Here is a 14,963-nt window from a genome sequence, read left to right as displayed (position 1 = left end):
TGCCTGCCGGGACAGCGCCTGCGTCCGTCACTGGAGATGCCGCAGTGGCTGAGCAAGCCACCAATAACGACTTTAGCTGGGATGCTGCTTTGCGTAATGTGAATGCAATGATCACTGCCGCGCTGTTTGCGGTCGCGGTGAACGCGGGCGCCGCTCCGCGCGACCTTTCTGCCGAGTTAAAGCGCGCTAACAAGGCCCTGGCAGCGCACGATTATGGGCTGGCCTACAAGGAATATGCGCGTGTCGCCGCCGGCAATCCTTTGGCGCAATTTAACCTGGGATTGATCGAACGCGAGGGCTGGGGACGCCCACGCGATGCTGTCGCAGCCTGTGCCTGGTTCGGCAAGGCGGCGCAAGGCAAGACCCCGGCCGCGCAACAGTTTTTTGGCGATTGCCTGGCTGCCGGCACCGGGCGCGCGCCCGATGGCAAGGCTGCTGTGGCGTGGTATCAGAAGGCGGCGCAATCAGGCATCGCGTATGCGAACTGCTCCGCCGGTGAACTGTATATCCGTGGCCAGGTCGTCGACAAGGATGTCGCGCGCGGCCTGGCCCTGTGTGCGCAAGCGGCGCAGGCGGGCTCGGCGCCGGCCATGCTGCGCCTTGCCGATTATTATAAGGACGACAAGGATGTGCCGCAAGATCTGGCGGCTGCGCGCTACTGGTATCAACAGGCAGCCGAATACCGCATTCCTGTGGCGCAATATCGCCTGGGCGTGATGCTGGGGCTGGGCGAGGGCGGCGCCGCCAACCCGGCCCTGGCCTTGTCGTGGCTCGAACATGCGGCCGTCGAAGGGTATGCGCCGGCCTATTTACCGGTGGCCATTTTGTATGGCAACAGTGCACCGGACCCTGCCACCGGCGCGCTGACGCCGGCCAACCTGGCAAAGATTTACATGTGGAGCCGCGCGGCCAGAGCCACCACCAGCAAGCCGGCGGAAATTGCCGAAATCGAGGGTATTGAACAACTGCTGCAGCAAGTAATGCCACCGCAGTGGCAACCCGAGCTCGATCGCCGGGTGGCCGAGCATCTGGATAAATTTACTGTCAAATAGAATAAAACACAGGCGCCGCCGTTGCTGACGCAGCTCGCCTATCACCAGGGAAAATCACCATGCATGCTTCCATGAACAGAATCTATCGACTCGTCTGGAGTCATGTCCATCAAACCTGGGTGGCCGTCCACGAACGCGCCAAGGGCAAGGGCAAGTCGGCCAATCGCCGCCTCGTCTCCAGTGTGTTGCTGGCGGCCTCACACTCGGCCATGGCGGGGCCGACCGGCGGCCAGGTTACCGCCGGCAACGGCACCATCAACCAGAACGGCGCCACCACCACGGTGACGCAAGCGAGCCAGAACCTGTCACTGAACTGGCAGTCGTTCAATACCAGCAGCGGCGAGACGGTCAATTTTGTCCAGCCATCGGCCAGCGCCATTGCCGTCAACCGTATCAGCGGCAATAGCGCCACCCAATTCTACGGTGCGCTCAACGCCAACGGCCAGGTTTATCTGATCAATCCGAATGGCGTACTGTTTGGCGCCGGATCGCAAATCAACGTCGGCGGCCTGGTCGCTTCGACGCTCGACACCGGCGACGCCAGCCTGCGCGACGCCACGCGCCGATTCACGGGCATCGGCAGCGGCAGCATCATCAACCAAGGTGCGATCAATACCGCCAAGGGCGGTTACGTCGCCTTCGTCGGCAACACGGTCGCCAACCAGGGCGCCATCAAGGCCGGTACGGTGGCGCTGGGCGCCGGCAGCGATGTCACGCTGTCGTTCTCCGGCGATAGCCTGGTTCAACTGCAAGTGAACCAGAGCACGCTGAACAACCTGGCTGAAAATGGCGGTCTGATCAATGCCGACGGCGGCGCGGTATGGCTGTCGGCCGGCGCCAGGGATGCCGTGCTGGCCAGCGTGGTCAACAACACCGGGATTATCAGGGCGCGCAGTGTCGAGCAAGTCGGCGGCACCATCGTGCTGGGGGCGGGCAGCGCGGGCACGGCCACCAACAGCGGCACGCTCGACGCCGCGGGCGTTGCTGGCGGCGCCACTGGCGGCACCGTGAAAGTGCTCGGCGGCACGGTCACGCTGGCGGCAGGCAGCGTGGTCAATGTTGCCGGCGATGGCGGCGGCGGTACGGCGCTGATCGGCGGCAATTTCCTCGGCGCCGGCCCCGAGCATAATGCGCACACCACCACGGTCCAGGCAGGCGCGGCGATCAACGCCGATGCCATCAGCACCGGCAATGGCGGCAATGTCGCGGTATGGTCCGACAAGGTCACGCAATTCGACGGCGGCATCACGGCCCGCGGCGGTGCGCTGTCGGGCAATGGTGGCCAGGTGGAAACTTCGGGCAAGCACCTCAATATCAGGGGCAGCGCCTTGGTCAGTACGGCTGCGCCGCATGGGGTGGCAGGAAACTGGCTGCTCGACCCGGACGATATTACGATCGGCAATGGCAGTATATGGGGCAATTCGGTCGGCATCAATGTCGACACGCGCGTTCTGACGAATGCGCTCAATAACGGCAACGTGACCATCAAGACCACCGCATCTTCGGCCAGTTGCACGGGCACGCCGTGTACTGGAACGTCTGGCAATGGCGATATCATTGTGCTCGATGCCATTGGCTCCGTTATTAACTACAATAATGGCAATAATGTCATTGATTGGACCGGCAGCACTACACTCACGCTGAGTGCCTATCGAGATATTTACTTCAAATTCACGCCTGATGTGAAATATCCGGGAGCCCCCACTGGCCAGGATCTGGGGGGATCAATCTTTATTAACAATGGGGCCGGGAAAGTCGTACTGAGGGCAGACAATACTGCCAAGGGTACAGGCACAGTCACTTTTGATACTCCTTCTCAAAATATCATTATCCTTGACACCGGCACCACCTCTGTTTATTACAACCCGAGCAGCTATAGCTCGCCGACGGACTATAGCACCAACATCTACACTCAATTTGATGCCTATATGGCCATCAATGTAAGCGGCTCGGCTGCCTCCAAGATTTATGATGGCCTCGCGACGACCAGCGTATCAGCTCTGACTTCCCTGTTGACCATGCCGACCGGATTGACGCTCAATACCGCCAGTGCGCAGGGTACCTTTGCCGACAAGAACGTCGGCACCGGAAAAACCGTGACCATTGCCGGCGTCACTGCTACCGGCACTGGTGCCGCTACCAGCACCTCCAGCGATGGCGCCACCGTCATTAGCTACGGCGGCAACAGGTACTTCATCAATGGTCTCGACAGCAAGACCGCCACGATCACGGCCAGAAACATCAACGTCACCGGTGTAACGGCCAACGATAAAACCTATGACGGCACCACTTCGTCCACCCTCTCCGGCAGCGCCAGTGTCGCCGCCAGTATCGTCAGCGGCGACAACGTCACGCTCGGTAGCGGCGCGGCCACCTTCGCCGATGCCAATGCCGGCGTTGGCAAGGCCGTTACCGTCACCGGCTATACGCTGAGCGGTATCGATGCCGGTAACTACGTGGTCACCCAGCCGAGTGGCCTGACTGCCACCATCAACAAAGCCAATTTGACACTCTCCGGCAGCAAAACCTACGACGGCGCCAGATCGGTGGCGGGCAGCACGCTGACGGCGACCGGCGTGGCCGGCCAGATCTTCAGCGTCACCGGGGCCGGCGATGCGTCGAACTTGAGCAGCAAGAACGTGCAAAGCGGCGCGGCGCTTGCCAGCGCCACGGGCCTGAGCCTGGGCAGCGGCAGCAATGGCGGCCTGGCCAGCAACTACAACGCGATCGGCGTCGCCGGCAGCAGCTATACGGTCACCGCCAAAGGCGTGACCCTGACCGGCATCAGCGCGGTCGATAAAACCTACGACGCCAGCACCACGGCCGCGCTCAACACCGCCAACGTGGCGTACTCGGGTCTGATCAACGGTGATGATGTGTCATTGGGAGGCAGCGGCACGGGCAGCTTTGCGACGAAGAATGTGGGTGCCAACAAGGCCGTGACCGTGAGCGGCTACACCCTGTCCGGCGCAGACGCCGGCAACTATGTGGTGACGCAACCGAGCGGCCTGACGGCCAGCATCAGCAAGGCCAGCCTGGCCGTGTCGGGCATCGCCGCCGCCAACAAGACCTATGACGCCACCACGGGCGCGACCTTGAGCGGCACGGCCACCGTGAGCGCTTTGGGCAGCGACAGCGTCACGGTGGCCGGCACCGGTACCGGCAGCTTTGCCGATGCCAATGCCGGCAGCAACAAGGTGGTCAGCGTGAGCGGCTATACGCTCGCTGGCGTTGACGCCGGCAATTACGACGTGGTGCAGCCGGCCGGCGTGAGCGCCACCATCAACAAGGCTAATGTCATCGTGTCCGGCAGCAAAACCTACGACGGCGCCAGATCGGTGGCGGGCAGCACGCTGACGGCGACCGGCGTGGCCGGCCAGATCTTCAGCGTCACCGGGGCCGGTGACGCCTCGAATTTGAGCAGCAAGAATGTGCAAAGCGGTGCGGCGCTTGCCAGCGCCACGGGCCTGAGCCTGGGCAGCGGCAGCAATGGCGGCCTGGCCAGCAACTATAACGCGATCGGCATCGCCGGCAGCAGCTACACGGTTACTGCCAAAGGCGTGACCCTGACCGGCATCAGCGCCGTCGACAAGACCTACGACGCCAGCACCACGGCCGCGCTCAACACCGCCAACGTGGCGTACTCGGGTCTGATCAACGGCGACTCGGTGTCGCTGGCCGGCAGCGGCACCGGCAGTTTTGTGACGAAGGATGTGGGTGTCAACAAGACCGTGACGGTGAGCGGCTACACCCTGTCCGGCGCGGACGCCGGCAACTATGTGGTGACGCAACCATCCGGCCTGACGGCCAGCATCAGCAAGGCCAGCCTGGCCGTGTCGGGCATCGCCGCCGCCAACAAGACCTATGACGCCACCACGGGCGCCACCCTGAGCGGCACGGCCACCGTGAGCGCTTTGGGCAGCGACAGCGTCACGGTTGCCGGTACCGGCGCCGGCAGCTTTGCCGATGCCAATGCCGGCAGCAACAAGGTGGTCAGCGTGAGCGGCTATACGCTCGCTGGCGTTGACGCCGGCAATTACGACGTGGTGCAGCCGAACGCGGTGAGCGCCACCATCAACAAGGCTGATGTCATCGTGTACGGCAGCAAAACCTACGACGGTTCCAGATCGGTGGCGGGCAGCACGCTGACGGCGACCGGCGTGGCCGGGCAGCAGTTCAGCGACACGGGGGCCGGTGACGCCTCGAATTTGAGCAGCAAGAATGTGCAAAGCGGTGCGGCGCTTGCCAGCGCCACGGGCCTGAGCCTGGGCAGCGGCAGCAATGGCGGCCTGGCCAGCAACTATAACGCGATCGGCATCGCCGGCAGCAGCTACACGGTCACCGCCAAAGGCGTGACCCTGACCGGCATCAGCGCGGTTGACAAGACCTACGACGCCAGCACCACGGCCACGCTCAACACCGCCAGCGTTGGCTACTCGGGCCTGATCAACGGCGACTCGGTGTCGCTGGCCGGCAGCGGCACCGGCAGTTTTGTGACGAAGGATGTGGGTGTCAACAAGACCGTGACGGTGAGCGGCTATACCCTGTCCGGCGCGGACGCCGGCAACTATGTGGTGACGCAACCATCCGGCCTGACGGCCAGCATCAGCAAGGCCAGCCTGGCCGTGTCGGGCATCGCCGCCGCCAACAAGACCTATGACGCCACCACGGGCGCGACCTTGAGCGGCACGGCCACCGTGAGCGCTTTGGGCAGCGACAGCGTCACGGTGGCCGGCACCGGTACCGGCAGCTTTGCCGATGCCAATGCCGGCAGCAACAAGGTGGTCAGCGTGAGCGGCTATACGCTCGCTGGCGTTGACGCCGGCAATTACGACGTGGTGCAGCCGGCCGGCGTGAGCGCCACCATCAACAAGGCTAATGTCATCGTGTCCGGCAGCAAAACCTACGACGGCGCCAGATCGGTGGCGGGCAGCACGCTGACGGCGACCGGCGTGGCCGGCCAGATCTTCAGCGTCACCGGGGCCGGTGACGCCTCGAATTTGAGCAGCAAGAATGTGCAAAGCGGTGCGGCGCTTGCCAGCGCCACGGGCCTGAGCCTGGGCAGCGGCAGCAATGGCGGCCTGGCCAGCAACTATAACGCGATCGGCATCGCCGGCAGCAGCTACACGGTTACTGCCAAAGGCGTGACCCTGACCGGCATCAGCGCGGTTGACAAGACCTACGACGCCAGCACCACGGCCACGCTCAACACCGCCAGCGTTGGCTACTCGGGCCTGATCAACGGCGACTCGGTGTCGCTGGCCGGCAGCGGCACCGGCAGTTTTGTGACGAAGGATGTGGGTGTCAACAAGACCGTGACGGTGAGCGGCTATACCCTGTCCGGCGCGGACGCCGGCAACTATGTGGTGACGCAACCATCCGGCCTGACGGCCAGCATCAGCAAGGCCAGCCTGGCCGTGTCGGGCATCGCCGCCGCCAACAAGACCTATGACGCCACCACGGGCGCGACCTTGAGCGGCACGGCCACCGTGAGCGCTTTGGGCAGCGACAGCGTCACGGTGGCCGGCACCGGTACCGGCAGCTTTGCCGATGCCAATGCCGGCAGCAACAAGGTGGTCAGCGTGAGCGGCTATACGCTCGCTGGCGTTGACGCCGGCAATTACGACGTGGTGCAGCCGGCCGGCGTGAGCGCCACCATCAACAAGGCTAATGTCATCGTGTCCGGCAGCAAAACCTACGACGGCGCCAGATCGGTGGCGGGCAGCACGCTGACGGCGACCGGCGTGGCCGGGCAGCAGTTCAGCGTCACCGGGGCCGGCGACGCCTCGAACTTGAGCAGCAAGAACGTGCAAAGCGGCGCGGCGCTTGCCAGCGCCACGGGCCTGAGCCTGGGCAGCGGCAGCAATGGCGGCCTGGCCAGCAACTACAACGCGATCGGCGTCGCCGGCAGCAGCTACACGGTCACTGCCAAAGGCGTGACCCTGACCGGCATCAGCGCGGTCGACAAGACCTACGACGCCAGCACCACGGCCGCGCTCAACACCGCCAACGTGGCGTACTCGGGTCTGGTCGGCGGCGACGCGGTCACGCTGTCAGGCAGCGGCACGGGCAGCTTTGCGACGAAGAATGTGGGTGCCAACAAGGCCGTGACCGTGAGCGGCTACACCCTGGCTGGCGCAGACGCCGGCAACTATGTGGTGACGCAACCGAGCGGCCTGACGGCGACCATCAGCAAGGCCAGCCTGGCCGTGTCGGGCATCGCCGCCGTCGATAAAATCTATGACGCCACCACCGGCGCGACCCTGAGCGGCACGGCTGCGGTTAGCGCGCTGGGTAGCGACAGCGTGTCGGTAACGGGTACCGGTGCCGGCAGCTTTGCGGACAAGAACGCCGGTGCCAACAAGGCGGTCAGCGTGAGCGGCTACACCCTGGCCGGTGCAGACGCCGGCAACTACGTCATCAATCAACCGAGCGGCCTGACGGCGACCATCGACAAGGCCAGCCTGGCCGTGTCGGGCATCGCCGCCGCCAACAAGACCTATGACGCCACCACCGGCGCGGCCCTGAGCGGCACGGCCGTCGTAAGCGCACTGGGCAGCGACAGCGTCTCGGTTGCCGGTACCGGTGCCGGCAGCTTTGCGGACAAGAACGCCGGTGCCAACAAGGCGGTCAGCGTGAGCGGCTACACCCTGGCCGGCGCGGACGCCGGCAACTATGTGGTGACGCAACCATCCGGCCTGACGGCCAGCATCAGCAAAGCCAGCCTGGCCGTGTCGGGCATCGCCGCCGTCGATAAAATCTATGACGCCACCACCGGCGCGACCCTGAGCGGCACGGCCGTCGTGAGTGCACTGGGCAGCGACAGCGTCTCGGTTGCCGGTACCGGTGCCGGCAGCTTTGCGGACAAGAACGCCGGTGCCAACAAGGCGGTCAGCGTGAGCGGCTACACCCTGGCCGGTGCAGACGCCGGCAACTACGTCATCAATCAACCGAGCGGCCTGACGGCGACCATCGACAAGGCCAGCCTGGCCGTGTCGGGCATCGCCGCCGCCAACAAGACCTATGACGCCACCACCGGCGCGACCCTGAGCGGCACGGCCGTCGTGGCGGCACTGGGCAGCGACAGCGTGTCGGTGGCGGGCGCGGGCACGGGCAGCTTTACGGACAAGAACGCCGGTGCCAACAAGGCGGTCAGCGTGAGCGGCTACACCCTGGCCGGCGCGGACGCCGGCAACTATGTGGTGACGCAACCATCCGGCCTGACGGCCAGCATCAGCAAGGCCAGCCTGGCCGTATCGGGCATCGCCGCCGTCGATAAAATCTATGACGCCACCACCGGCGCGACCCTGAGCGGCACGGCCGTCGTGGCGGCCCTGGGCAGCGACAGCGTGTCGGTGATTGGCGCCGGTAGCGGCAGCTTTGCGAACAAGAACGCCGGCGCCAACAAGGCCGTAACCGTGAGCGGCTACACCCTGGCCGGCGCAGACGCCGGCAACTACGTCATCAATCAACCGAGCGGCCTGACGGCCAGCATCAGCAAGGCCAGCCTGGCCGTGTCGGGCATCGCCGCCGTCGATAAGATCTATGACGCCACCACCGGCGCGACCCTGAGCGGCACGGCCGTCGTAAGCGCACTGGGCAGCGACAGCGTGTCGGTGGCGGGTACCGGTGCCGGCAGCTTTGCGGACAAGAACGCCGGTGCCAACAAGGCCGTAACCGTGAGCGGCTACACCCTGGCCGGCGCGGACGCCGACAACTACGTCATCAATCAACCGAGCGGCCTGACGGCGACCATCGACAAAGCCAGCCTGGCGGTATCGGGCATTAGCGCCGCCAACAAGACCTATGACGCCACCACCGGCGCGGCCCTGAGCGGCACGGCCGTCGTAAGCGCACTGGGCAGCGACAGCGTCTCGGTTGCCGGTACCGGTGCCGGCAGCTTTGCGGACAAGAACGCCGGTGCCAACAAGGCCGTGACCGTGAGCGGCTACACCCTGGCTGGCGCGGACGCCGGCAACTATGTGGTGACGCAACCGAGCGGCCTGACGGCGACCATCGACAAAGCCAGCCTGGCCGTGTCGGGCATTGCCGCCGTCGATAAGACCTATGACGCCACCACGGGCGCGACCCTGAGCGGCACGGCCGTCGTGGCGGCACTGGGCAGCGACAGCGTGTCGGTGATTGGCGCCGGTAGCGGCAGCTTTAAGGACAAGAACGCCGGCGCCAACAAGGCGGTCAGCGTGAGCGGCTACACCCTGGCTGGCGCGGACGCCGGCAACTATGTGGTGACGCAACCATCCGGCCTGACGGCGACCATTGCCCGCGCAGCGATGACGGTCAGTGGCATCACTGCAGCCGATAAAGTTCTCGACGGTAGCACCGCCGCCACGGTGAGTACCGCCAATGCGACGCTGGCAGGCAAGTTTGGTTCGGATGACATCACACTGGCGTCGACCGGCCAGTTTTCCGACGCCGCCGCTGGTGTTGGCAAGATTGTCAATCTGAGCAGCACTTATGGCGGTGCCGATATCGGCAATTACATCGTTACCGGACAAGCACAGGCAATCGCCAGCATCACGGGAGGGGCTGTCGTTGTGCCCGACACGCTGACGCAGCAAGTTCAGAGCGCGGTGACGCAAGTGCAGTCGTCCTTGCTGCCGCCGCAAGCCTTGGCGCAGCCACAAGTATTGAGCCTGTCCTCGACGTTGGTGGTGCAGCAGCTGGCTGACTCTGGCAGCAGCAACAGCAATGAGAGCTCGAAAGAAACGATGGGCCTGCCGTTAATCAATACTGCGACAGGATTTGGCACGCCCGCGCCGATACTGAAAATTCAAAATGGCGGCATGCAATTGCCGCTCGTTGCTACCAGCAGCAAAGAGTGAAAAATATATGAATACCCTATCCAAACAGCCTTTCCTGATGAAACCCTTGTTCGCCGCGTTGGTGCTTGCGTCGCTGGACGCCCAAGCCGTTGGTCAGCAAGTGCCTCCCAACGCCGGATCGATTCTGCAACAATTGCAACCACCAATTCCCAAGGCGGTGCAACCGATGGCGCCGGTCCTTGAGGTGAAGCCGAAAATCGATGTCGGCATGCCGCCTTCGCAGCCATTCCACGTGAGCAAATTGCGTATCACAGGCAATACTGCGTTCGCTACAGCAACGCTGCATGCATTGATCGCCGATCAGGAAGGTAAAAATCTGACGCTGGCGCAACTCGAAGAGCTGGCCGGGCGCATTACCGCATACTATCAAGCTCATGGATTTTCAATTACGCGGGCCATCATTCCGGTGCAGTCGATTACCGACGGCGTCGTTATTATCCAGGTCGTCGAGGCGCAGTATGACAACGTCCGGCTCAAGAATCAAAGCGAGGTGAGCGACGATTTACTCCAGGCTTTTCTGCAGCCCCTCGCTAGAGGAAAATTAATTGTCGATGACGAACTCAACCATGCTTTGCTGTTGCTGTCGGACGTGCCAGGCGTGGGCGTGAATGCGGTGCTCAAACCGGGAGCGACCACCGGTACGTCCGACATCGATATCGAGACGCGGTACATTCCGGCGACGCTGGCTAACTTGTCGCTGGATAACTACGGTAACCGCTATATCGGCCGCACGCGCCTGAGCGGTAATGTCAATATTGTCAATCCATTCCATGCCGGTGACACACTGAGCGCCAACATGACCACCACAGGCGAAGGCATGAATTATCTCCGGGCGGCATATGACACGCTGCTCAACGGTCAGGGGACCCGGATCGGCGCCGCATATTCCGCACTGCGTTACAAGCTCGGCAGCACTGCCCGCGCCCTTGATGCGAATGGCACTGCGGCAGTCGGCAGCCTGTGGGTAAGACATCCATTGATTCGTACCAAACAATATAACCTCTATGCTCAACTGCAATATGAAGCCAAGACGCTGCATGATCGCGTCGATCTCACAGGTATCCGTACTGACCGGCAGCTCAGCAACTGGATAGCCAGTATCAACGGTGATTATCGCGACAGCCTGCTGGCAGGTGGCATGAGCACCGGATCGCTGAGTTGGACTAGCGGACGTACCAGTTTTGACGACGCCGCCGCCGCCGCATCGGATGCCGCTACCGCGCGTTCGAGCGGTACATTCTCGAAGTGGAATGTCAATCTTGCCCGCTTGCAGGGACTCACGCCGCGCGACTCGCTGTATCTCAGTTTTACCGGGCAATGGGCGGACCGCAATCTGGATTCCGCCGAGAAGATGGCCATTGGCGGCCCTTATACCGTCCGTGCTTATGACATCGGTGTGCTTTCAGGCGACACCGGCTATGCCGCCAGTGTGGAAATACGCCATGAGTTGGGACGGCTGTTGTCAGGATCATGGCAGGCGCAGGCGTTTATCGACAATGCTTATGTCAAGGTCAACCGGCAGCCTTGGACCGTCACTGCGAACAGTGCGACCTTGTCCGGCGCCGGTGTCGGTCTGAGCTGGGTCGGCCCCGACCTGTGGCGCGCGAGTGCTTCCGTGGCAACCCGCGTGGGCGCGGTGCCTGCGCTGTTGTCCAGGCAGTCGACGGCGCATGCCTGGCTGCTCGTAGGCAAGGCATTCTGAGCGCGCAAACGGCCAGGTCCTTGGTCAGTTTTTGTCAGCCGCGGGAGGACTGTTGCCAGGCTGTGGGGCCAGTCGCCCCAGCCATTGCACCAGCGTCTCGGCCACCCAATCGCCATCGTCGAGCGGCAAGTCGTGGCCGGCGTCGGGGTGGAGCATGCAGGCGGCGTCCCATGCCTGCGCCAGTTGCTGCGAGCAGCGGTGGTCGACCAGACGGTCGCGCGCGCCGGCCAGGATCAGCACGGGCATGGCGGGGCGCCGATCCGGGGCGCGGTAGCGGGCGGCGGACTGCAACTGGCGCAGCGCGTTGCGCCGGCTGACCGGATATTCCTGCTGGTAACTGAGCCAGTCGGCCAGCAGCGCCGGGTTGCCGCCCGCATGCCGGCGGCTCGTCAGGCGCAAGATCAGCGCTTCCTGGCTGCGCTGGTCGCCGGCCAGCAGCTGGCGCAGCAGGGCGCCGTAGTTCTGCCAGCGCAGGCGCCGGTAAAACGGATTGAACGGCCGCATGCTGGTGTTGATGAGCACGCAGCGGGCGATTTCCTGCGGGTAGCGACTGGCCCATTCGACGGCCACCATGCCGCCCAGCGACAGGGCCAGCAGGTGGTAGGGCGGCGCGATGCCCCGTGCGGATAAATCCTGGCGGCAAAATTCCACCATCTCGGCTACCCGCGTGGGGCTGTCCATGGCGTGCCGCTCGCCATTGCCGGGCAAGTCGGGCGTGATGATGCGGGCGCCGGGCAGGGCGCGCGCCAGGCTGGCGGGAAACTCTCCCCAGTGGCGCTGTTCGCGCATCAGGCCACGCAATAAAATCCAGGTGGGCGGCGTCATGACTCATACCATTGCGCCAGCGCGCGCCGGCGCTGCGCCTTGCGCAGCAAGCCTTCCGGCATCCAGCGGCCGTGGCTGCTGGCGGCGCGCATGAGGAAATCGAACCACACCAGGTGCCGGCGCAGCACGCGCTGCAGGCGGTGCGCGGCCGTGGGATTGAAGATGCTGACCCGGTTGAACAGCTGGCGCGGATTTTTTTTGACCCACAGCCACGAGCCCATCTCCAGGGTCAGCGGCAGGAACACGCGGCCCGTGTAGCTGGTGCCGTTCAGGTACAGATAGTCCCACAGGTCGCCATGCGTGCGGTATTGCCGGCTTTGCGGCTCGAACACATAGTTGTGGTTTGGGTAGCTCTGGCTGAACAGCTCTTCCAGCGCGCCGATCTCGGCCAGGTGTTCGATCGGCACCTTGGTGTGGGCATGGGGAAACCAGATGCGGTCGCGCAAGCCGAAGCCGGAATGGCAATCGAGGGCGATGCTGAACTGGCGCGACAGCAATTCGCGTTCGACGAAGTCGCACACGGCCCGGCTTTCCAGCTCCATCGCGCCATCCGCCGCGCCCCGGTACCAGGGCAGGCGGGCGCTGTAGCGCTGTCCACCGAGCATGAACGGAACTTTTTCGCGCGCGCTCAGCGGCGCGTTGCGCATCAGGTCCACGCCGCGCGGATTGCAGCGCGTGGCTTGCCACATGCCGCCTGGATTGACCAGCGGCATGAAAACGAGGCGCATGCTTTCCAGCTGCTGGTGCAGGGTGGCATCCCAGCGCAGGCGCGCGATCAGGCTTTCCAGGAAGGACAGCAGCACTTGTGTGCCGATGCGTTCGAGGCCATGGATGCCGCCGAAAAAGCCCAGCACGGGCACGTCGGGACTCGGATTGCCCAGCGCAATCGTGTACACGGGAAACTCGCGCCCATCCATGGCGATGCCGCAGGGCGCGGCCACTTCCAGGTGGCTGCCGCCCTCGTCGATGAGGCGCTTCAGCATGACCAGCTCGGGCAGATTCTTTTCGATCATCAGGCGTCTGAAAGGGAAAGTGACAGCCAGTGTAGCCGAAATAAGTGCCGCGCCCGACGTCCCGCATGGCGAAATATATGCATGGCAAACATGTCACGAAGCCGTCATTTTTTGTGTGTAGGCTATTGCAGTTGATACAAGAATTGTTACTTGACAATGCCTTGTTACCACGCGGTTTCACCCTCACACGATAGCGACACGATAGCGATATGACAGGCAGCCCGGCATCCGTCCATGTGCTTGCGCTGGCGGGATACCTGGTTTTGCTGGGTTTCCTGACCGCGGTGGGGCCCGTGCGGGCGCAGCCGGCCGACGGCTCCGTGCTGCAGTTCGATATCGCCGCGCAAAACCTCGGCGATGCGCTCGACCTGTACAGCCGTCGCACGGGCATCGCCGTGCTGATGGACCAGCGCTACGCGCAGCGCCAGTCGGCCGCCGTGCGCGGTGCATACGCGGCTGGCGTGGCCCTGCAAGTTTTGCTGGAAGGCACGGGCCTGCAATCGCGGCTGTCCGACGCGCAAGCCGTCATCGTATATGCCCCGGCCGCGGCTTCAGCGCTAGCCGCGGCGGACTTGCCGCCGGCCGCCGTGGTGGCCGCCGCCGACATACCGGGCGCCACGCAGGGCGGCGGCGACCATGCCGCCTATGTGAGCCGCCTGCAGCATGTGCTGCTGGGGCTGTTGTGCCGCGCGGCGCAGACGCGTCCCGGCGGCTACCGGCTGGCGCTGCAGCTGTATCTGAACCGCGCCGGCGTCGTCGACCGCGTGCACCTGCTCGACAGCACGGGGCTGCGCGCGCGCGACACGGCGATTGCACGCGTGGTGCTGGGCATGCGCGTGGGCGCCGCGCCGCTGCCCACGATGCCGCAGCCCGTTTCCATCCTGCTGCTGCCGCAAGGCCCGGGCAGTGAAGTCGATTGCGCCCCCGGCGCGCCGGGTAGAAACGCGCCATGAGCCTGCCCGACCTGCGCACCAGGCTCAAATGCCACCTCAGTTCGCGCTACGCCGTGCTGCGCTGGCGCCTCGAAAGGGTGGTGGGCTGCAAACACCATGCGGCCGATGCGCTGCAGGAAACCTGGCTGCGCCTCGAAGCGATGGTGGCGCCTGGCCCCGCCGCCGCGCCCGTCCATAACCCCGACGCCTATCTGCTGCGCATGGCGGCCAATATCGCCACCGATGCCTATCGCCGCGACCGCATCATCGTCACCGAACGCGAACGCGAAGAGCTGATGCACATGGCCGACGAGGCCGGCGACGACATCAGCGACCCGGCGCGCATCGTTTCGGCGCGTCTCGACGTGCAGGCGCTCGACGCGGCCCTGGCCGGCCTGTCGCCGCGCCGCCGCGCCATCCTGACGGCGGCGCGCATCGACGGCATGCTCAATGCGGAGATCGCCGAGCGCTTCGGCATTTCCGTGGCGATGGTGAAGAAAGAATTGCAGGCCGCCATGCAACACTGTAAAACGTGCATGGCTGACGCCGATGCGGCCCAGCGCAGCGATGTATCGGGCCGCCGTAAATATTGATGA

7 protein-coding genes are annotated in these 14,963 nt (G+C 64.4%); 5 read left to right on the top strand and 2 right to left on the bottom strand.

Annotated features, from left to right (window positions below; translation table 11 throughout):
* The first annotated feature begins 107 nt into the window (after window positions 1–107).
* The 3 genes from KY494_RS04105 to KY494_RS04095 all read left to right on the top strand — a co-directional run bounded on the left by KY494_RS04105 (window position 108) and on the right by KY494_RS04095 (window position 11,597).
* Complete coding sequence (locus KY494_RS04105) at window positions 108–1,052, top strand: tetratricopeptide repeat protein (RefSeq protein WP_258194654.1); 945 nt, start codon at window positions 108–110, stop codon at window positions 1,050–1,052.
* 71 nt (window positions 1,053–1,123) lie between these two features.
* The gene (locus KY494_RS04100) at window positions 1,124–9,895 is read left to right on the top strand and encodes a YDG domain-containing protein (RefSeq protein WP_219890011.1); all 8,772 of its coding nucleotides are present in this window, start codon (window positions 1,124–1,126) and stop codon (window positions 9,893–9,895) included.
* Window positions 9,896–9,902: 7 nt separating this feature from the next.
* On the top strand, window positions 9,903–11,597 hold the full coding sequence (locus KY494_RS04095) for a ShlB/FhaC/HecB family hemolysin secretion/activation protein (protein WP_219890010.1): 1,695 nt from the start codon (window positions 9,903–9,905) through the stop codon (window positions 11,595–11,597).
* A 24-nt stretch (window positions 11,598–11,621) separates the two neighbouring features.
* Here the strand turns inward: KY494_RS04095 and KY494_RS04090 are convergent, their stop codons facing one another.
* The gene (locus tag KY494_RS04090) at window positions 11,622–12,422 is read right to left on the bottom strand and encodes an alpha/beta fold hydrolase (RefSeq protein WP_219890009.1); all 801 of its coding nucleotides are present in this window, start codon (window positions 12,420–12,422) and stop codon (window positions 11,622–11,624) included.
* A complete protein-coding gene (locus KY494_RS04085) occupies window positions 12,419–13,435 on the bottom strand; it encodes a M14 family zinc carboxypeptidase (protein ID WP_219135349.1) in 1,017 nt (338 codons plus the stop codon). The genes KY494_RS04090 and KY494_RS04085 overlap by 4 nt, the downstream gene beginning before the upstream one ends.
* A gap of 209 nt (window positions 13,436–13,644) precedes the next feature.
* On the opposite strand from KY494_RS04085, the gene KY494_RS04080 reads away from it, so the two are divergent.
* Complete coding sequence (locus KY494_RS04080) at window positions 13,645–14,388, top strand: hypothetical protein (RefSeq protein ID WP_219890008.1); 744 nt, start codon at window positions 13,645–13,647, stop codon at window positions 14,386–14,388.
* Window positions 14,385–14,960, top strand: coding sequence for an RNA polymerase sigma factor (locus tag KY494_RS04075; RefSeq protein WP_219135347.1), 576 nt, complete (start codon window positions 14,385–14,387; stop codon window positions 14,958–14,960). Before KY494_RS04080 ends, KY494_RS04075 begins: the two co-directional genes overlap by 4 nt.
* Window positions 14,961–14,963: the final 3 nt, after the last annotated feature.

Source organism: Janthinobacterium sp. PAMC25594, from assembly GCF_019443505.1.
Lineage (GTDB): Bacteria > Pseudomonadota > Gammaproteobacteria > Burkholderiales > Burkholderiaceae_D > Janthinobacterium.
Note: the sequence above shows the minus strand (reverse complement) of the source record. Positions and strands in the feature narration are given on the sequence as shown.

Excerpts from the sequence above, each read along its gene's own strand:
- KY494_RS04105 (WP_258194654.1), top strand. The coding sequence starts at position 108 with ATGATCACTGCCGCGCTGTTTGCGGTCGCGGTGAACGCGGGCGCCGCT.
- KY494_RS04100 (WP_219890011.1), top strand. The coding sequence starts at position 1,124 with ATGAACAGAATCTATCGACTCGTCTGGAGTCATGTCCATCAAACCTGG.
- KY494_RS04095 (WP_219890010.1), top strand. The coding sequence starts at position 9,903 with ATGAATACCCTATCCAAACAGCCTTTCCTGATGAAACCCTTGTTCGCC.
- KY494_RS04090 (WP_219890009.1), bottom strand. The coding sequence starts at position 12,422 with ATGACGCCGCCCACCTGGATTTTATTGCGTGGCCTGATGCGCGAACAG.
- KY494_RS04085 (WP_219135349.1), bottom strand. The coding sequence starts at position 13,435 with ATGATCGAAAAGAATCTGCCCGAGCTGGTCATGCTGAAGCGCCTCATC.
- KY494_RS04080 (WP_219890008.1), top strand. The coding sequence starts at position 13,645 with ATGACAGGCAGCCCGGCATCCGTCCATGTGCTTGCGCTGGCGGGATAC.
- KY494_RS04075 (WP_219135347.1), top strand. The coding sequence starts at position 14,385 with ATGAGCCTGCCCGACCTGCGCACCAGGCTCAAATGCCACCTCAGTTCG.